Origin of the sequence: Taishania pollutisoli (genome assembly GCF_014518315.1) — a bacterium.
GTDB classification, from domain to species: Bacteria; Bacteroidota; Bacteroidia; order Flavobacteriales_D; family Crocinitomicaceae; genus Taishania; species Taishania pollutisoli.
Genome location: NZ_JACVEL010000001.1, coordinates 85,006 through 104,694 on the forward strand (window position 1 = coordinate 85,006; position 19,689 = coordinate 104,694).

Here is a 19,689-nt window from a genome sequence, read left to right on the forward strand (position 1 = left end):
TGTTTACTTTTGTTGTGAATAGTTTTCAATTTTGTTGTTGATTACTTCCAGCTCTTCTTTTTTACGTGCCAGAAGAACCTCGTCGGTGATAGATTTCAATTGAGTCTCCAATTCGGATTTGTACTCAATGTAAAGCTTATTTAATTCAGCTTTAATGGTAGTGTTTACCTGGCGGGAACTGTTTGCAGCATTTGCTAATTCAGTTTCTTTTTGGGTAATTTGACCTTTCAGGTCCGTGTTCCCCTGAGAATAGGACGTTAACCCAACAAAGCAGGTAACAGCGAATAGTAAGATGTGTTTACGCATAGATTTCATAATTTGTTAGTCTCGCAAATGTATAGTTATTTTATAGTCAATCACTTAAAATAATTATCAAATAAGAGTCTGCTCTGAAAATAAACAGTATTTAAATGAAAATTTACAAATCAGTCATACAAAAAACACCCATTATTAACCGCTGCTCCTTCTCTTTTTTTTCCTAAGAATCAAACTTCTACCCCTGCATTTGTTTGTTCGCATCTCACAATAAAGAGTGCATGGGAAAACACCACATTCGTATATCGTTATTTCATTCAAAAAAGAAATTCTGTGTGTATGATTGTTGATAAAATACCGTCCGTCACTTCAAAGTATCCCGTTTCCCTTTCTATTTTTGCAGAAATACATAAACTTATGCTTAAGATTGGTGTACTGGGAGCAGGCCATTTAGGGAAAATACACATTCGGCTCATAAAAGAATTAACCACTGACTTTGAACTGGTTGGATTTTACGATCCTTCCGATGAAAATGCACGGTCAGCGGAAGAACAATATGGTGTTCAACGTTTTGACTCAATGGAACAGTTGATTGATGCTGTTGATTGCATCGATATTGTAACACCCACTATTACGCATTACGAGTGTGCAAGTCTTGCCATCCGAAAAACCAAGCATGTGTTTGTAGAAAAACCGGTAACGGAAACTGTTGAAGAGGCCAAATCGCTAATGAACCTGGCATTAGAAGCAGGTGTAAAGGTACAGGTGGGACACGTTGAGCGGTTCAATCCTGCCTTTGCAGCAGCCGTACCTTATCTGAACCGTCCGATGTTTATCGAAACACACCGGTTGGCACAGTTTAATCCCCGGGGTACGGATGTCCCGGTTGTATTAGACCTGATGATCCACGATCTGGACATTATCCTGAGCGTTGTTAAATCGGGAATCAAACGAATTTCAGCATCCGGAGTCGCAGTTGTGAGTGATACACCCGACATTACCAATGCCCGGATTGAATTTGATAATGGCTGTGTGGCCAATCTTACAGCCAGCCGGATTTCAATGAAAAACATGCGCAAATCCAGGTTCTTCCAAAAAGACGCATACATCAGTGTCGACTTCCTCACCAAAGAACTTGAGGTGGTACGAATGGAAAACATGGAAGATGAGCCCGGGCCGTTTGACATTGTCTTTGACATGGGGAACGGAAAGCCTGTAAAGAAGATTTTTTTCGACAAACCACACCTGGGAGAAAGCAATGCCATTCAGCAAGAATTAAAAACATTTGCGGATGCGATCAACCAAAATACAACTCCAATCGTTTCTTTAGAGGATGGATACCATGCATTGGATGTTGCTCATCAGATTTTAGAGAAATTAAAGCTCTCCACCTCACTGGTTTCAAACATCTGATGGATCAGCAATGCCGGAGAAATGATGATTATTTACTTCTATCCATATGGCAGGCACAATAATACATGGTGACATTACGTTTAACAATACCTTATATGAATAGAATATTTCTACTATTAATAATTGGAAGCTGTTTGTTCTTTTCAGGTTGTATTAAAAACAATCCGAACCCTTCCTGGGTTGAAATCAATAAATTTACTGTTGAGTCCAATCCTCAGTTAACGGAAGGAGAATTAGCGCTTAACGGATTTACAAACGGATGGGTGTATATCAATGATAAATTTATCGGAACGTTTGAATTACCGTGTAAAATTCCTGTTTTGGTGACCGGTCAGTCAACCATCCGGGTATATCCGACGATTCTCAATAACGGAATTTCAGCAACAAAGAAAAATTATCCGTTCACGGAAGCCTACGAACAAACCGTAGAATTAAAAACAGACGAAACGGTTACAGTCAATCCGGTAACCCGCTATATGACAGGAACCACTTTCTGGATCGAGGATTTTCAGGGGGGAAACATTAAACTGGATCAAGGATCAAATTCCACTGCGAGCGCGCAGGTGGTAAGCGACGAAAACAACAGCAATCTCTATTACAAAATTGATGTCAATTCCACGCAAAGTGTCTGGACAGCTTATACCAATGAACCTCTTTCATTTCCTATCGGATCGCAGATTTACCTGGAATTTGAATGCAATAACACCGCTCCGCTCAAAACGCTCTTTATGTACGGAAAAGCAGACGGAACCATTACCGAACAATACAACATCACCGTAACTACTGCAAATGCCGGATGGAAAAAAGTATACATTGAACTGACGGAACTGGTCGCCAATTCCGGCGGATACCTGTTCTGGTCAGGTTTTGAATTTTCATTACCGGAAGGACAATCCAATTCAACCGTACTTATTGACAACATCAAGATTGTGTATCGATGAGTTTTTCTAAGTCTAAACTGGCTATATTACTAATTATCCTGGACTGGCTTGTCGCACTTGCGGCATGGGCAAGTTTTTATTACGTTCGCAAAGTCTATATCGAAGAAACAGGGTTTTCAGTTGGATCATCTTACTATCCGGGACTGGCAATTGTGCCAATTTTCTGGCTGATTATTTTTGCATTGCAGGGAACGTATATTGACGTAAGGAGGCTCCACCGGATGAAAGTGGTCGGCCTAACGTTTTTCGGCTCCCTTTTCGGAACAGTCGTTCTGTTTTTCTTCCTGTTACTGGACGATGAAGTCGACGACCACCTGTTGCTTTATCAATCGCTGTTCTGGCTGTACGGTATTCATTTTGTTTATTTTGTATTCGCGCGCTTGTTTTTTGTCAGCAGACTCGTAAAGAAGATTCATCGCCGGGAGAAAGGATTCCGGACATTGGTCATCGGAGGCAATGAAAAAGCAGTTGAAATTGTTTCAGAATTGCAGCAAATGAAAAAAAGCAGCGGTCATTTGTTAGTCGGATTCGTCAATCTGAACGGAACAGACCGCTTGCTGGAAGACAAACTCCCCTACCTGGGAAAAGCAGACGACGAGCTGGAAGTAATTATTCGCCAGAATCAGATCGAAGAAGTGATCATCGCGCTGGAAAGCAAAGAACACGACCGCATCCGGAACCTGATTGTACGCATGGAGGGCAGCGACCTGAAGATCAATATTCTTCCGGATATGTATGACATTCTTTCCGGATCGGTTAAGATGAGTAATATCTTCGGGGCTTTGCTCATTGAAGTAAACGCAGAAGTAATGCCTGTCTGGCAGCGTGTGATTAAACGGTTCATCGATGTTGTCTGCTCTATACTTGCAATTGTCGTTCTTATTCCCGTCTACATAACGCTCGCCATCCTGGTGAAATTTTCTTCACCGGGTCCGGTTTTATTTTTGCAGGAACGCATTGGTAAAAATGGGGTTCCGTTCAAAATCATCAAGTTCAGAACCATGTATACCGGAGCCGAAAAAAGCGGCCCTCAGCTGTCCTCAACACACGACCCGAGGATCACACCTGTAGGGCGGGTCATGCGCAAATTACGGCTGGATGAATTGCCACAATTTTTCAACGTACTCAAGGGCGACATGTCACTGGTAGGACCACGACCGGAACGTCAATTTTTCATCGACCAGATTATTGTTGTCGAACCACAATTCCTTCAATTGACAAAAGTACGGCCCGGAATAACTTCCTGGGGGCAGGTAAAGTACGGTTATGCTGAAAATGTGGACCAGATGCTGCAACGCATGAAATTTGACTTATTGTACATGAAGAACCGCACACTGGCACTGGATTTTAAAATCATGCTTTACACCGTTCTCATCATTGTGAAAGCCAAAGGAAAATAACTTCAGACTCCCGTTTCACAAAAAATAACAGGTCACTTATACTTTTTCAATTAATTTCTTCGTTAATTAACGTTGTTAACAATCCATGTTTGAAATGTTCTACCCACTTTAAAAAAAAGAGGTGGAAGAACAATTAATTTTATCGTGTTAAATTGTATAAAAATGAAAATTAGAACGAAATTCGCCATTCTTGCTATGGCATTGTTTGTTGTAGGAACTGTCGTTGCACAGGTGGAAACAGGAGCTCCTGTAGCTGAAACGGTATCACAACCAAAAATTAAAGAAATTTCTGCGATCGAATTCTTGTTGAAAGGAGGGGTATTTCTAATTCCAATCGTTTTATTGTTGTTTTATACAATCTCCGTCGGGATCGAAAAATTCCTGTACATTCGAAGAGTAACGCGTTTCGACGCTTCTTTACTAAGCGACATGCGCAGTAACCTGGTGCAGGGGAATGTTGAAAATGCACTTTCGACTGTTTCCCGTGACAAAACGGCTTATGGAAATGTGATCAAAGAAGGGGTACAAACAATTGGCCGTCCGGTTTCCGAAATCGAATCGAATATGGAGAAAGCCACCAACATTGAAATCGGTAAAATGGAAAAGAACCTCGGACACCTCGGAATGATTGCCGGACTCGCTCCGACGTTAGGATTCGTGGGTACAATTTCAGGGGTAATCAAAATTTTCTACAGTATTTCCATCACTGAGAACGTAAGCATCGGGAACATTTCTGCCGGTTTGTATGAAAAAATGATTGCCAGTGGAGCAGGTCTGACAGTAGGTATTATTGCATTTGCCATTTACCACATATTGAATGGAATCATTGACAACTATACGCTGAATGTGCAGAAAGTAAATATGGATTTTGTTAATATTATTCAACGACCAAACCATGGCGATAAGACGAAATAAACGATTCCACGTTGAGATCGCAAAAGATGCATTAAGTGACATCATGTTCTTCTTATTGCTGTTCTTTTTGATCATTTCAACACTGGCAAACCCGAACGTAATCAAGATGGATTTGCCAAAGGCGGATGCTCCGGAAAAGACATCCCAGAAGCATCTGACACTTTCCGTTACGAAAGACGAAGGTTTTTTCATCGACAAAGAACCAGTGGCATTCGAAGATCTGGAAAGCGTATTACTTACAAAGACAGCGGAACTGGGAAACACAACCGTTGTGGTACGAATTCCATACGACATGGAAGTACAAAACCTGATCGACGTGCTGCAAATCGGAACAAGGAATGATTTAAAATTCGTGATTGCGGCCGATATCACAAAATAAGGTTATTACAGCTAACAAAAACAGATATATATACCCGAGACCGGTGGAGATTTCTTCGCCGGTTTTTTTATACACTCCGCTCCGCCTTTAATCACGATTTACATGACCCCACAAGCATTTATCCCGATCAAGGGGTAATCCTCTCACAAAAGCAACGATCGAATGCCTGTCGTCTTCTGGAAAGGCTTTTTTTTTTGTTGTTCCCATACGCATTTTTATTCTCCGATCAGAAAATCAATTGAAAGAACAAAGAGCTTTTCTAAATGCAGCAATTCAAACAACAAATAAATTGGGCTGTCATGTATCGTTATAGCCATTTTACAAGATCTGCCATATTTGATTTATTGTCTCACTGAACCATCAATTTACACAGGCGGTAAATGTTTATTTACTACGCAACTCTTCTGTCTGTTCATCTGTGACAAAACGGATTCTCTGATTGTTTAGGGCGGCTCCAAAACAAGAAAAGGCCATTCTTCGTTGAATGGCCTTTTCCTATATAAAATTCAATCTGATCTTATTTCTCTTTTTTAGAAAGGTCAATTAATACCGGAGTTGCGATAAAAATAGACGCGTATGTTCCGACAATGACACCTATCAACTGTGCGAAGATAAATCCTCTGATCGGAGAACCTCCGAAGAACAACATGATCAACAACACAAAGATCACACTCGCTCCCGTGTTAAATGTTCTGGATAATGTAGAGTTCAATGCCAGGTTAATCTCTTTCGTATTGATCACCTGGTTTCCATACCCCAGGTTTTCACGAATACGGTCAAATACAACGACCGTGTCATTGATTCCATAACCAACTACTGTCAGGATCGCTGCGATAAATGCCTGGTCAACATCCATATTGAACGGAAGAATTCCATTGAATACAGAGAAAATACCAAGAATGACTACTACAGTAAATGCCAGTGAAGCTACTGCACCAACTGAATATTGCCATTTTCCGAATCGGAAAAAGATGTATCCGAACATGATTGCCAGTGAAGCAACAACCGCCCAGATAGAAGAACGCGTCAACTCTTCTGAGATTGTCGGAGATACTGTTCTCGACTCCATAATCTTGTAACCTCCCCACTTATCTTTTCCTGCCTTGAATGCATCTTCCAGTTTATTAACAACCTGACCGTTTGCAGATTCATTCCCCAACAAGTAATTGGTAACAATCTCAACGTTATACGAGTTATTTTTTGTTTTTAAAACAATAGACGCTTCGGAAGAGTTGAATGATTTTCTGATGTTTTGCTCCAACTGATTCAGATCACCTTTAATGGACTCATCAAACTTCACGACATATGTACGACCACCAGAGAATTCCACACTTGGATTCAATCCTTTTGTGAACAATGCTCCCAACGATGCAGCAACTACCAATCCGGAAACGATGTAGAATGTTTTTCTCTTCCCTGCAAAATCAATGTTTACATTCTTAAAGGCATCTTTTGTCATTTTGATATCGAACGAGATCGTTTTACCTCTTCTCATCTGAATGTCAAAAATCAATTTAGTAATCACCAATGCAGAGAACACAGATGTAAAGATACCGATGATCAATGTGATTGCAAACGATTCGATTGGTCCGGATCCCAGCAATTTCAATACGATTGCAGTCAATAATGATGTTACGTTGGCATCAATAATCGGGTTCAATGACTTGCGGAATCCTTCGTTGATAGCTGTCGCCTGGTCTTTCCCGGCGGACAATTCTTCCCGGACACGTTCGTAAATCAGGACATTGGCATCAATCGCCATAGCGAATGACAATACGATTCCGGCAATACCAGCCAGTGTCAATACCGCCCCAAAAGAAGCAAGTGTACCGAAGATAAAAACAACGTTCGCGATCAATACGATACTTGCAACACGTCCCGCTTTACCGTAGTAGAAAATGACATATAGCAACACCACCAATAAAGAAACCGCGAATGAGATCATACTTGAACGTGCGTTCTCAGCTCCTACAGTCGGCCCTACTTTTACCTGCTCTTTGATAACACATGGTGCAGGAAGTGCACCTCCATTCAATAAGCCTGCAAATTTTGTTGCTTCTTCAAATGAGAAATTCCCTGTGATTTCTGTATTCCCCTGTGTAATTGCATTTTGAACAACCGGTGCGCTGTATACAATATTATCCATTGTGATCGCAACTGCTTTTCCAACGTTCTCACTGGTCATCAAAGCCCATTTTTCAGATCCTTCTGTTGTCATACGCAGATTCACTGTACGTTGTCCTCTGTCGTTTACATCCGGAGTCGCTTTCTGAATATCTTTTCCTCCTACACGAGCTTTACCGCTTGCAGGCACTTTAATTGCATATAGGAAATACCCTGGTTTTTTCTCCAGCGCTTCCGGATCAGAAGACCACATAAATTTCAGGTCTTCCGGGAATGTTTGACGGATGTCGTTGCGGGCAAGGATTTGGTCAACCAATGTACGGTCTTCAATCGTAGCAAATGCCATGAACGGATTTTCTCCTACCGGAACCACCAGTTCGCCCAATCCTTTCGTTCCTGTGTTGCTCAAATCTCCCAGGTTATCCAACGAAAGTGTCGCTGTAGAATCTCCTGTCGCTGTTGTATCTGTTTCTTCAACCACTGCCGCTTCTTTCTGCGTGGAAAGCGTTACCGCATCCGCCCAGTTTCTGGCAATTTCTTGTCCGGTATACGTTTCAAAGAACTGCAGGTTTGCTGTTGACTGCAACTGCTCTGCTACTGTCTTTTCGTCCTGAACTCCCGGAAGTTCTACATACAAACGGTTGTTTTGCTCATCTTTCTGGATATTTGGCTGCGATACACCAAACTGATTGACACGACGATCAATGATTTCTTCAATTCCGTTCATAGATGATTTCACACGGTCATTGAGGAATTTCACCACCTCTTCATCTGTCGATTTGATATTTAACTCTTCATTATCAACAAGCGAAAACAAGGATACCAATGGAACATTCTTGTTGATTTGTTTGTGCTTTTGAGAGAAAATCTTGATAAAATCACCACCTTTTACAGTGTATTCACCCATTGCCGCATCAAATGCTTTTCTGAATTTGGAATCGCGTTCGCTTCTCGCGAAGTTTTTCACCATTTCAGGAATGTTGATTTCCATCGTAACGGACATCCCTCCTACCAGGTCAAGTCCAAATGCCATTGAACGTTTTTTAACCGTCGAGAAAGAAGATCCCAACACCGGATAAACAGGCGCGTCTCCTTTTTCTTTCAATTTCTTATTGATCAGAGCAGTGCGGGCGTTTTCTTCACCTTCCGGTTTTCTGAAATCAATTAAAATACCATCAATGACAATCGTATCTCCGGTCTTGCTTGCCAATTCTTTGTAATCGCCAAGCTCATTCTCAACTTCCTTTTCTACCTTCTTTTCAACAGAGTTGGAGACAAAAGTAAATGAAACTTGATACACTGAAATAACGACTAAAAGTATCGTTAAAAACCAGAAAAATCCTCTATTTCGCATATTGGTTGTTTTCGTTTAAATTATTTACAAAGTCGCAAATATAGAATTTCCAAGCGTGAAATAGACAATCAGAACAAAAAAAAATAAACAATTAGAAATAAACTGTTAAAAACAATTCCCGGGATTTGTAAATCGGTGTATTGCAATCATCCTCTAATTCCCGTTCAACAAATATATCTGATCACCTATTTGATTTAGAATCAGAAATAGTATCTTTGTTTCCATTTACACATTTGATAAACTATGAGTTTAGGCGCGAAATTCAAAAATTTCTTCTTTACCAAAAAATTCCTGATCAACCTGGGATTATTGATACTGACGTATATTGTGATCATATTTGTTCTGAACATTTACCTGGATAGTTATACGGATCACGGAAAGAAAATCGCTGTCCCCAACCTGATCGGAAAAAACCAGAAACAACTGCCTTCCATTGTTGAAAACCTGGGGTTGCAATACGAAATATCTGAAAGCGTATACGATCCTTCCCAGGCTGACGGAACAATCATATTTCAGGATCCTGCTCCGAGTACACAGTCAGATGTATTTGTAAAAGAAGGAAGAATCATCCGGGTGAAGGTATCTAAAAAATCACAACTGGTTGAAGTACCTAACTGTGTCGATAAATCACAGCGGTTCGCCGAAAACATTCTCAAGAGCAGGGGCTTGAAGTTCAAAATCGAATACAGACCTTCCGTGGAAGCTGCGGGTGCCGTTATCCAACAGTTGCACAATGGCAAGACAATCAACGAGAAAGAAAAAGTATCTATCGGTTCAACAATTACATTAATTGTAGGAAAAGGTGCGCTTGGGGAAGAGATTCCTACACCGAATTTGATGGATCTGACAATATGTGATGTAAAAAGCCGTTTATCAGTTGTTCCGAACGTTAGTTTGGTAGTGATTTGCGACGGATGTGTGACAAGTGCCGACAGTTGTTCAGCACGTGTCTTCTCTCAAAGTCCCGAATACATTGAGGGAGGTGTTATCTCCGGAGGTGCTACCATAACAGTTCATGCAACAAAGTAAAACTTAAATGGTACACATGAAAACGATTGCTACAATTTTCCTTTTTTTAATGGGATTCAACAATGCATTTTCTCAGGGAGAAGGTGTTTTACCGATTACACATAACCCGGAGTTGATCAAAGAACAAAAAAACAACTATCAAACCAAATCAACAGGAAGTATTGACAGTACATTCATTTATACAGTTGATACAATCACACTTCCGATTTTTGATGATTTTTCAAAAAACAGAATCCAGCCATACAATGCGGACTACTCTGACCCGGGGGTGACCTCCACGTTGTATTACCGCTTAAAAGATGAAAATGACATTCCCCTGCCAGCAACTGCAGTTTACACAACACAGGTAACATTCAGGAGGGTGTTTGACACAAACACAGGAGGATATACGGATTATAACTTCCCGGGAGTAACAGTAAAAAAAGGAAACCTCAACAGCTACCCGGTCGTTTACGAAACCGTTACGGGATACCCTCCTTATTATATTTATGACACTGTTGGTATTCCGGATGTTCCGGACACCATCTGGATTCCATCACCCAACATCACGCAAGACTCTGCACGTCAGTTTTTTGCACATGCAGCTACTCCGGGAACCTACTGGATCGATGACCACGCATACCACAATTACCGGTTCGCTAAAAATCCATGGTCTATCGGGGTGATGACCTTCGACGGAATTGACCGGACAGGTTATCCGTACCAAATGGGAACGACCCTGTCGGGAGAAGCTGACTTCCTGACATCCAAACCAATTGACCTGACGGGAAGCGCAATTTCCGATAGCCTGTACATTACTTTCCTTTACCAAAAACAAGGGCTGGGAGACATTCCAGAACCCACCGATTCACTTATACTGGAGTTTTACGATGCGACCGCACAAATCTGGCGTTGGCAATGGTCTACCAACGGAGGGACTGTCAGCGAATTTAAACTGGCGCACATTCCCATTAAAAACCCGGCATACTTTACCAACGCGTTTCAATTCCGCTTCAAAAATTACGGAGGACTTTCCGGAGCACTCGATCACTTTCACATTGATTATGTAAATGTGCGCGACCTGTCCGGTATTCAGGATACATTGATTGAAGATTTCGCTATTTCTTACCCTACCGTAACCTTGCTGAAAGACTATACGTCTGTTCCGTGGGATCACTACCAGAATAATCACAGTGGAAAAATGTCGACAGAAGTACCGTTAACAGTACGCAACAGCTACTTAAATGGTGGTGCAAATATTACATCCGCAGGAGGGGGTAGAATTGATGTAAAATACAATGGCACACTGGAAGGAAGTGTCAACCTGAACGGTCAGATCATTGCAAATTACAATCCGCCATCACAGCCGATTCCGGATTACCGTCCGCGCACAACGTATGTGTCAGAACACAATGTATCTTCTTTCCAATACGACCATACCAAACCGGGAACCAAACAATTATTTACCATTGAAACAATCGTTTCCGTCCCTGTAGGTTCCAACTATCTGCCAAATGACACCACTTATTCCGAGCAGTTTTTCGGTAATTACTATTCGTACGATGACGGAAGCGCTGAATTGGCTTATGGTCCGCAAGGGGCACAGTCCCGACTGGCAATCAAATATACGCCGTACGAGGCAGATTCTGTTATCGGAGCGTACATTCATTTCGTTCCAACGGTTAACAATGTGACCAATAAGTTGTTTCAGCTGACAATCTGGGGGGATAACGGCGGTGTTCCGGGAGCTGTTTTGTACGAAGACAATGCATTCAATTTACGTCAGCCATCTTATGGATACGGAAGAAATACATTCATCAAATACTTTACCGATGATACAATCAAAGTACCTGTATCAGGCACCTTTTACATCGGGTGGAAGCAAATTGATGCGATTCGTTACGGAGTCGGACTTGATCAAAATACAGATAAGCACGAAAATACGTATTTCAGTTTAGATGGCGGACTTACATGGGAACAATCACAAATTCCGGGGTCGGTGATGATCCGTCCGATTTTTTCTACCTCCATGGACCCTGAACTGGGCGTTAAACCCGTCATAAAGGAATCTGCGGAATTGACGATTTACCCGAATCCGTCAAGTGGAATTTATCACATTCAATCATCAACAGGTCAATCCGGGCAAATCCAGGTGTATTCCATCCGGGGTGAGTTGGTATTGACTACAGATGAAGCAACATTTGACATCAGCAATCAGCCTGACGGCATCTATTTGGTGAAATCCTCTTCCAATTTATCGAGAACATATAAAGTAGTTAAATCCAGATGACAGATGAGCCAGAGGAGGTAGATCAGCACCTCTCCGAAGAACAGGAAGAAGAACTGTACGAACATCATAAAGTCAAAGTAGATCCGGGTCAGTTTATTGTCAGAATTGATAAATACCTGATGGATCGTCTTCCCAATACTTCCAGAAACAGGATTCAAAATTCCGCAAAGAATGGTTTTATCATTGTCAACGGGCAAAAAGTAAAACAAAATTATAAGGTAAAGCCCAATGATGAAATTTCACTGGTACTTCCGTTTCCCGCCCAGGAATTGGATTTAATTCCTGAAAATATTCCATTGGAAATCCCTTATGAAGATGACGATTTATTGGTTGTCAATAAACCGGATGACATGGTGGTACATCCCGGACTTGGAAATTACCGCGGCACACTGGTCAACGCATTGGTGTACCACATTGACAATTTACCGCACAGAACACAGGATTATTATGGTCGCCCCGGGTTGGTACACCGGCTGGATAAACACACGACCGGGTTGGTCGTAGTTGCAAAAACGGAATATGCACTCAACCACCTGGCCAAGCAGTTTTTCGACCGGACAACAGAGCGTCGCTATTGGGCTTTGGTTTGGGGAGACGTTAAAGAAGATGGCACTGTGACAGGGCATATCGGTCGCTCTCTGAAAAACAGAAAAATGTTTGTAGTTTACCCGGAAGGGGATCACGGAAAACATGCTGTAACACATTATAAAGTACTCGAACGATTCGGACTGGTCACACTCGTTGAATGTAAACTGGAAACGGGACGTACACACCAGATCAGGGTGCACATGAAACACATCGGACACACACTCTTTCACGATCTGGAATACGGAGGCGATGCAATTCTGAAAGGTACGACGCACAACAAATACAAAACGTTCATTGAGAATTGCTTTGATCTGACAAAGGGACAAGCATTGCATGCAAAAACGCTGGGATTTGAACACCCGACCCGGAAAGAATACATGCGGTTTGATTCCGAGTTACCTGCAGGTTTTCAGCAACTACTTGAAAAGTGGAGAAATTATACAAAGAGTGCCGGTGATTTGTCGGAAGAGTAAGTCTTTCATTTAACGTAAGTGATACATTAACGCTATCCGTAACGGCGATTGATTGAGTAAAGCGTAGTAATAATTGATTGAAACTTATCAAATTCATTCAGTAAAATTTCATATCTTTGGTCTTCTAATATTTTTTCAAATGAAAAACACTCTGATTTTTTCTGTAATAGGCCTGGCATTAACATTTCTAACTTCGTGTAAAGACAAAATTGACCTGGTTGGAGCCGGTCAGGAGTCTGCCGTAGTTATCGGAATCCTGGATCAGTCAGAAACATCACATTATGTTAAAATTACGCGTACATTTATTGGTGACGGTGTGACCAATTCACTGGATATCGCTACAATTCCGGACTCGTCTTATTTTGACCAGGTAGACATCACAATTCAAGAGGTGCTTGCAAACGGAAGCCAGGGAAGACTATTCACACTGCATGATACCATTATTCAAAACAAAGATGAGAACGGCGTTTTCTATGCTCCTCAACAGAAAGTATATGTATTCTACACCACTCCTGCGGCACCGCTGTTAGCTGATGCAACTTATAAAATGACGGCCAAAATTGATGGTGGAAGAATCATTGTTACAGGACAAACGCAACTGGTTAGCGGTCTTTCTGCCGGCACCTGGGCGAATTCAAATGCCAGCTTGAAATTAACGGCAAACGGAAATGCGTTGGGAGAATACGCGACTCAATCGTTGAACATCCCCAGTGTAGGAAACTCCTACAAAATGAATGGAAAAGTACGGTTCGATTATCGTGAATATGCCATTGGAATGACGGATTCAACGGATCACGCTATTTGGTTCAATCTCGGAGAATATGACATTATTCCCGGAGCAAACACATCCCAAACGTTTACATTTTCGGGAGAAACATTCTACCGTACTGTAAAAGATAAAGTACCCGTATCGTCTTCTATTGAAAAAAGAATTTACCTCGGATTCGATGTGCAGATAACAGGAGCATCAAGAGAGCTGGCAAACTACATCGAAGTAAGCAAACCATCTTCTTCTTTGGCTCAAAACAAACCAAAGTACACGAATTTAACCATCACGGAAGGACATAGCGTATTGGGAATCTTCGGAGCAAGGTATACATACAGTGTGTACAAACCTGCTGTCGGGATTTCGAGTATCACACAGGGAATGGACAAAAAATCCAGACGTGAATTATGTGCCGGACCAATTACGGGAACACTGAGTTTCTGCTCGCAACACGCGTTAGACAACCCGGAGCCCTGGTCGTGTAATTAAGTAATGATCGCTGCATTTTAACCGGACTGATGTCAGCAATACTCAATGGATGAACGTAAAACCCTCTTTGCAGATGTAATTCTTCCTGTTCCTGTTCACAGGGAATTCACCTATCGTGTTCCTTTTGAAATGAACACTTACATCCGGGAAGGTGTCCGCGTTGTTGTCCCTTTCGGGAAATCTAAATTTTATACGGCAATTGTTACGAAAGTACATGAAACGGTACCTTCCTATACGGCAAAATATGTCGAATATATTTTAGATGAGGCACCGATTATCACAGGAAATCAATATGCTTTCTGGAAATGGATCGCGAAGTATTACATGGCTCCGATCGGAGATGTTTTGAATGCTGCGCTCCCCGCTAACTTTAAACTGGCAAGTGAAACAAAAATCCAGCTACATCCCGACTTTGAAAAGGGAATGGAATTAGCGGAAAAGGAAGAAACACTTGTTGAGACATTGGAAATCCGGGAGGAATTAACCCTCAAAGAACTTTCTGAAATTCTCGGAATAAAAAACGTGCATCCGATTATCAAACGACTCATTGACAAAGGAATCGTTATTACACAGGAAGAACTCAACCAGAAATACACCCCGAAAAAAGAGAGTTTTGTCTGTATCAATCCCGTTTTTACAGAGGAAGACCTGAACAATGTGCTCGCATCGCTGGAGACCACTAAAAGCAAAGCATCACAATTGGATGGGCTGTTAACCATTCTGAAGTTACGATTGGATACCCGCCAGGAATACATTGCAAAAAAAACAGTCCTTGAACACGGAATCTCTGCTTCTACACTTACAACCCTTGAGAAAAACGGTTACATTCTTATAGAAAAACTGGAAGTCAGCCGCCTCCGTGCACTTGACCCTTCCGAAACGGAAATCAAGGAACTTTCAGAGGCACAGGAGACCGCTTACCGGGAAATCACCGAATCGTTTGAAAAGCACTTTGTAACGCTGTTATTTGGTGTTACAGGTTCCGGTAAAACTGAGATCTATGTAAAACTGATCAAGGAACAGCTGGAACGTGGAAAACAAGTCTTGTTCCTGTTGCCTGAAATCGCACTCACTACTCAATTGATTCAGCGACTTTCTGTTTATTTTGGTGAATACATCGGTGTATATCATTCCAAATTCAATCAAAATGAACGTGTAGAGATCTGGAACAATGTACTGGCAGATAACCCCTCTAAATTCCGGTTGATTGTCGGAGCAAGATCCTCTGTTTTTCTCCCGTTTAAAAACCTGGGGTTAATTATTGTAGATGAAGAACATGAAAGTTCATTCAAACAATACGATCCTTCTCCGCGATACAATGCCCGCGACGCAGCCCTTGTACTGGCAAAACTTCACAACGCAAAAGTATTGCTCGGGTCTGCTACACCAGCCATGGAAACTTATTTCAACGCACAATCAGGAAAATATGGATTTGTTGAATTGACAACGCGCTTCGGAGGTGTGCAATTGCCCGAAATTCAATGCGCCGACATGCGCAAAGCCCGGATTCAGAAAAGTATGCAATCCGATTTTTCTTCTTTTTTGATTGATGAAATCAGGGAAACACTTAATAAAAACAAACAAATCATTTTATTTCAAAACCGCAGGGGATACACACCGCTGTGGATGTGTGAGATTTGTCACTGGACACCCAGGTGTACCAACTGTGACGTCTCCTTAACCTATCACAAGCAGACCAATTCATTAAAGTGCCACTACTGCAGTTATGTACAGCCACCTGTCGGCACGTGTGCAGCCTGCGGAAGTCACCGCATCAAAATGCTGGGATTCGGAACGGAGAAAATCGAAGATGATCTGGCAACCATTTTCCCGGCAGCTGCTATTCAGCGGCTGGACCTGGATACAACACGAAACAAACACGCGTATGAGAATATACTCAATGACTTCGGAGAACGAAAAATAGATATTCTCATTGGGACGCAAATGGTTTCAAAAGGACTGGATTTTAAGGATGTTGCCTTAGTGGGAATCCTGGACGCCGACCTGATGCTCAACCGCTCTGATTTCCGTGCATTCGAGCGCAGCTTCCAGCTCATGTCACAAGTTGCGGGACGGGCAGGAAGAGATCACGAACGGGGGAAAGTTATCATCCAAACCGGTGACGTAGATCATTGGGTCATTCAGAAGGTGCATCAGCATGATTACAAAAGTTTTTACAATGCTGAAATCATTGAACGTAAAAACTTCTTCTATCCGCCTTTTTATAAAATCATCAACATTACGTTAAAACACAAGGATGAACAGGTGGTAAGCAGCGGGGCACAGCAACTGGCGACCTCTCTGCGATCTGTTTTTAAAGAGCGGGTGCTTGGACCTGAATTCCCGGTAGTGCGCAGAATCCAAAATCAGTTTCTGAAACAAATCAAACTCAAAATTGAACGCCATGCGCCCGATTCTAAAATAAAAGACAAAATAAGTGAACTCATCGACACCTTCTACAGCCACGCCACACACAAAAGTATCCGGGTGGTAATCGATGTAGACCCGGCTTAACCCAGGTATGTTTTCAGCATTTTACTGCGAGAAGTATGTCGCAATCTCCGAATTGCTTTTTCCTTGATCTGACGTACGCGTTCGCGGGTCAGGTCAAAACGCTCTCCGATCTCTTCCAGAGTCAACGGTGCTTTTCCATTTAAGCCGTAATACATACGAACGACATCTCCTTCCCGCGATGTCAGCGTAGAAAGGGAGCGCTCAATGTCTTTTCGGAGGGACTCAACAGCCAATCCATCTTCCGGAGTCGGCAGGGAATCATTCGGAAGAATATCATACAGGCTGGATGAAGATTCATCTCCTTCCACCAATTGCGCGTCCATCGAAATATGGCGACCGGAATTCACCAATGACTGCCGGATGTCATTCACGCTGCATTCGAGAAATTCTGCCAGTTCTTCTGCCGTAGGCGGACGTTCATATTTTTGCTCCAATTCGGAAAATGCACGGTTAATGCGGTTAATCGTACCGATTTTATTCAACGGAAGGCGTACGATTCGCGCCTGTTCAGCCAATGCCTGCAAGATGGACTGACGAATCCACCAAACCGCATAAGATATAAACTTAAATCCGCGTGTTTCATCAAAGCGTTCTGCTGCTTTAATCAATCCCATGTTTCCTTCATTAATTAAGTCGGGAAGTGACAATCCTTGATTTTGATATTGCTTGGATACCGAAACAACGAAACGAAGATTGGCTTTCGTCAATCGCTCTAAGGCGATCCGGTCTCCTTCACGGATTCTCTTTGCCAATTCAACTTCTTCATCAGCAGTTACCAAATCTACCCTGCCAATTTCTTGTAAGTACTTGTCAAGAGAAGCCGTTTCTCTGTTTGTTACTTGTTTAGCGATCTTTAGTTGTCTCATGGCTGATTGTTTTAATGGTTGCTATCTTAGTCATAAATAGTACGCTTAAGGTAGTATTTTATTTTTGAATAAAAAGTTAAAAATTATTTTTTTTTGTAAAGTGTGGTCTTCATTGATTAAACGGTTAATTCATTACTACAACACCTTCTATTGACTGATTATAAGTATATAACGAAAGAAACTACTGCTATGGTTGGAAAACCAGTACTTATTTTTTCCGGGAAAGTCGAAAAAAATAACCTAATTTCGGTGTGTGAATAAATTGCGGGATACACTGAATATTATGCGCCACCTTTCCATCAGAAGAATGTGGAATCTGGCTGTACTCTACCACTCCTATTTCTTGTCGCGCGCATTGAAAAAGAATCTTCACCGCGGAATGCCTTTTTCGTTGAGTATCGAGCCGACAACTGCCTGCAACCTGGGATGCCCGGAGTGTCCGAGCGGATTGAAACAATTCTCAAGACCTACCGGAAGGTTGCAATCAGATGTACATGAAACAATGTTACGGCAACTCTCCCGAAACGTATTTTACATCAATTATTATTTCCAGGGCGAACCATTTCTGCATCCTCACTTCCTGGAATTGATCAAAGCGGCTAAAAAACATAAGATTTATACTGCGACATCAACAAATGCCCATTTCATTACACCATCCAAAGCAGCAGAAATTGTTCAATCCGGCCTCGACCGGCTGATTATTTCCATTGACGGAATGACGCAGGAAACGTATGAACAATACCGCGTGCATGGAACGCTTGAAAAAGTCATTGCGGGCACGCAGCACCTGGTAAAAGCAAAACAACAACTCCATTCGTCCACTCCTCATCTCATTATCCAATTTCTTGCCGTCAAACCCAATGAACACGAAATTGAGGAAATAGCAAAACTCGGGAAACAACTCGGTGTTGATGAAGTACGTATCAAAACCGCTCAATTGTACGATTACAAACACGGTAATCCGCTTATGCCGGAAAATGAAAAATATGCCCGCTACAAACAACTGCCTGACGGGACCTATACATTAAAGTGGAAAACAGGAAATCATTGCTGGCGCATGTGGTCCAGTTGTGTCCTTACCTGGGATGCAAAAGTAGTTCCGTGTTGTTTTGACAAGGATGCACAACACCAACTGGGCAGTCTGGAAGAAGACAACTTTAAAGCAATCTGGCATTCAAAAAAATACAATGGATTCAGATCCGCAGTACTCACTCACCGAAACCAGATCGATATCTGCAACAACTGTTCAGAAGGCGCTAAGGTTTGGGCGTAACAAGAATACAATTAATAGTTCAGTAATAATTCCGTCGTATCCATGTGTGGAGTGATGACGCTTTTTGTACCACTGAAGGATGAAAACTGCTTGAAATAGGTAATTTCATACACTGTATTTGCATCATTCACACAATAAAAAACAGTATCCAATATTCCTATAAACTGCTGGTATCCGTCCGGACAGCATTCGGTACAAGCCGATTTCCCTTGTGTTTTTATGATGTCAATGCGCGTATCTGCGCTTTCCGTATGCACCAGGTGGATTTTAACCCAGGACTTCCCTGTAGTGGTAAAATTGATGAAATTCGTCTGCTTTAACGTCAGATCTTTAAAATTGACGGTCTTTTCTTCCGTAAAGTACCCGTCCTTTGAGACCCGCATGATCAAAGAGACGAATTGATCTCTTTTCAGATCCAATTCAAATTTCCCTTCGGCATCGGTTTGCAGCGTTTTAACATGCACTTGTTCTTCGGAGCCTGCATTTTTTTTATACACATCAATCTGCGCACCTGCCAGTACCTGCATGTTTGATTCATCCAGCGCAAATCCTGAAATATGAAAATCGGCCTGCCCTTTTTTACAGGAAGAAAAAGCCATAGCCGCCAATAAGATAAGTGTAGTCAATCTCATAACCTTATT

The 19,689-nt window shown here is 41.9% G+C and carries 15 protein-coding genes; 11 read left to right on the forward strand and 4 right to left on the reverse strand.

Annotated elements, in window-relative coordinates; genetic code table 11:
• Positions 1-3: 3 nt before the first annotated feature.
• Positions 4-306 carry a hypothetical protein gene (locus H9Y05_RS00390; protein WP_163492804.1) on the reverse strand — a complete coding sequence of 101 codons (303 nt, stop codon included), beginning with the start codon at positions 304-306 and terminating at the stop codon, positions 4-6.
• A 366-nt stretch (positions 307-672) separates the two neighbouring features.
• On the opposite strand from H9Y05_RS00390, the gene H9Y05_RS00395 reads away from it, so the two are divergent.
• From H9Y05_RS00395 to H9Y05_RS00415, 5 genes are all read left to right on the forward strand, one after another.
• A complete protein-coding gene (locus tag H9Y05_RS00395; protein ID WP_216713200.1) occupies positions 673-1,668 on the forward strand; it encodes a Gfo/Idh/MocA family protein in 996 nt (331 codons plus the stop codon).
• A gap of 95 nt (positions 1,669-1,763) precedes the next feature.
• The gene (locus H9Y05_RS00400; RefSeq protein ID WP_163492806.1) at positions 1,764-2,609 is read left to right on the forward strand and encodes a hypothetical protein; all 846 of its coding nucleotides are present in this window, start codon (positions 1,764-1,766) and stop codon (positions 2,607-2,609) included.
• Positions 2,606-4,009: a sugar transferase gene (locus H9Y05_RS00405; protein WP_163492807.1), complete on the forward strand. Its 1,404-nt coding sequence runs from the start codon at positions 2,606-2,608 to the stop codon at positions 4,007-4,009. The genes H9Y05_RS00400 and H9Y05_RS00405 overlap by 4 nt, the downstream gene beginning before the upstream one ends.
• Before the next feature lie 195 nt (positions 4,010-4,204).
• Positions 4,205-4,924 (forward strand): MotA/TolQ/ExbB proton channel family protein, encoded by a 720-nt coding sequence (locus H9Y05_RS00410; protein ID WP_216713473.1) that lies wholly within the window; start codon positions 4,205-4,207, stop codon positions 4,922-4,924.
• Entirely contained in the window at positions 4,905-5,303 is a 399-nt protein-coding gene (locus H9Y05_RS00415; protein WP_163492808.1) for an ExbD/TolR family protein, read from the forward strand. The genes H9Y05_RS00410 and H9Y05_RS00415 overlap by 20 nt, the downstream gene beginning before the upstream one ends.
• 517 nt (positions 5,304-5,820) lie before the next feature.
• Here H9Y05_RS00415 and secD read toward each other — a convergent pair.
• Entirely contained in the window at positions 5,821-8,781 is a 2,961-nt protein-coding gene (secD, locus tag H9Y05_RS00420) for a protein translocase subunit SecD (protein WP_163492809.1), read from the reverse strand.
• 243 nt (positions 8,782-9,024) lie between these two features.
• On the opposite strand from secD, the gene H9Y05_RS00425 reads away from it, so the two are divergent.
• From H9Y05_RS00425 to priA, 5 genes are all read left to right on the forward strand, one after another.
• Positions 9,025-9,810: a PASTA domain-containing protein gene (locus H9Y05_RS00425; protein ID WP_163492810.1), complete on the forward strand. Its 786-nt coding sequence runs from the start codon at positions 9,025-9,027 to the stop codon at positions 9,808-9,810.
• 16 nt (positions 9,811-9,826) lie between these two features.
• Positions 9,827-12,079 (forward strand): T9SS type A sorting domain-containing protein, encoded by a 2,253-nt coding sequence (locus H9Y05_RS00430; protein ID WP_216713201.1) that lies wholly within the window; start codon positions 9,827-9,829, stop codon positions 12,077-12,079.
• Entirely contained in the window at positions 12,070-13,140 is a 1,071-nt protein-coding gene (locus H9Y05_RS00435) for an RluA family pseudouridine synthase (protein ID WP_394366336.1), read from the forward strand. Before H9Y05_RS00430 ends, H9Y05_RS00435 begins: the two co-directional genes overlap by 10 nt.
• Before the next feature lie 139 nt (positions 13,141-13,279).
• Positions 13,280-14,395, forward strand: a complete 1,116-nt coding sequence (locus H9Y05_RS00440) for a DUF4249 family protein (protein ID WP_163492813.1) — start codon at positions 13,280-13,282, stop codon at positions 14,393-14,395.
• A gap of 45 nt (positions 14,396-14,440) precedes the next feature.
• Positions 14,441-16,909 (forward strand): replication restart helicase PriA, encoded by a 2,469-nt coding sequence (gene priA / locus H9Y05_RS00445; RefSeq protein WP_216713203.1) that lies wholly within the window; start codon positions 14,441-14,443, stop codon positions 16,907-16,909.
• Here priA and H9Y05_RS00450 read toward each other — a convergent pair.
• A complete protein-coding gene (locus H9Y05_RS00450) occupies positions 16,906-17,775 on the reverse strand; it encodes a sigma-70 family RNA polymerase sigma factor (RefSeq protein ID WP_163492815.1) in 870 nt (289 codons plus the stop codon). The genes priA and H9Y05_RS00450 overlap by 4 nt on opposite strands.
• A 253-nt stretch (positions 17,776-18,028) precedes the next feature.
• On the opposite strand from H9Y05_RS00450, the gene H9Y05_RS00455 reads away from it, so the two are divergent.
• A complete protein-coding gene (locus tag H9Y05_RS00455; protein ID WP_216713204.1) occupies positions 18,029-19,048 on the forward strand; it encodes a radical SAM/SPASM domain-containing protein in 1,020 nt (339 codons plus the stop codon).
• 11 nt (positions 19,049-19,059) lie between these two features.
• Here the strand turns inward: H9Y05_RS00455 and H9Y05_RS00460 are convergent, their stop codons facing one another.
• Positions 19,060-19,680 carry a carboxypeptidase-like regulatory domain-containing protein gene (locus tag H9Y05_RS00460; RefSeq protein WP_163492816.1) on the reverse strand — a complete coding sequence of 207 codons (621 nt, stop codon included), beginning with the start codon at positions 19,678-19,680 and terminating at the stop codon, positions 19,060-19,062.
• Between the last annotated feature and the right edge of the window lie 9 nt (positions 19,681-19,689).

What these genes read in the sequence shown, in the direction of transcription:
- H9Y05_RS00405 (WP_163492807.1), top strand. Translation starts at nt 2,606, where the DNA reads ATGAGTTTTTCTAAGTCTAAACTGGCTATATTACTAATTATCCTGGAC.
- priA (WP_216713203.1), top strand. Translation starts at nt 14,441, where the DNA reads ATGGATGAACGTAAAACCCTCTTTGCAGATGTAATTCTTCCTGTTCCT.
- H9Y05_RS00410 (WP_216713473.1), top strand. Translation starts at nt 4,205, where the DNA reads ATGGCATTGTTTGTTGTAGGAACTGTCGTTGCACAGGTGGAAACAGGA.
- H9Y05_RS00460 (WP_163492816.1), bottom strand. Translation starts at nt 19,680, where the DNA reads ATGAGATTGACTACACTTATCTTATTGGCGGCTATGGCTTTTTCTTCC.
- H9Y05_RS00400 (WP_163492806.1), top strand. Translation starts at nt 1,764, where the DNA reads ATGAATAGAATATTTCTACTATTAATAATTGGAAGCTGTTTGTTCTTT.
- H9Y05_RS00390 (WP_163492804.1), bottom strand. Translation starts at nt 306, where the DNA reads ATGCGTAAACACATCTTACTATTCGCTGTTACCTGCTTTGTTGGGTTA.
- H9Y05_RS00430 (WP_216713201.1), top strand. Translation starts at nt 9,827, where the DNA reads ATGAAAACGATTGCTACAATTTTCCTTTTTTTAATGGGATTCAACAAT.
- H9Y05_RS00425 (WP_163492810.1), top strand. Translation starts at nt 9,025, where the DNA reads ATGAGTTTAGGCGCGAAATTCAAAAATTTCTTCTTTACCAAAAAATTC.
- H9Y05_RS00440 (WP_163492813.1), top strand. Translation starts at nt 13,280, where the DNA reads ATGAAAAACACTCTGATTTTTTCTGTAATAGGCCTGGCATTAACATTT.
- H9Y05_RS00415 (WP_163492808.1), top strand. Translation starts at nt 4,905, where the DNA reads ATGGCGATAAGACGAAATAAACGATTCCACGTTGAGATCGCAAAAGAT.
- secD (WP_163492809.1), bottom strand. Translation starts at nt 8,781, where the DNA reads ATGCGAAATAGAGGATTTTTCTGGTTTTTAACGATACTTTTAGTCGTT.
- H9Y05_RS00395 (WP_216713200.1), top strand. Translation starts at nt 673, where the DNA reads ATGCTTAAGATTGGTGTACTGGGAGCAGGCCATTTAGGGAAAATACAC.
- H9Y05_RS00450 (WP_163492815.1), bottom strand. Translation starts at nt 17,775, where the DNA reads ATGAGACAACTAAAGATCGCTAAACAAGTAACAAACAGAGAAACGGCT.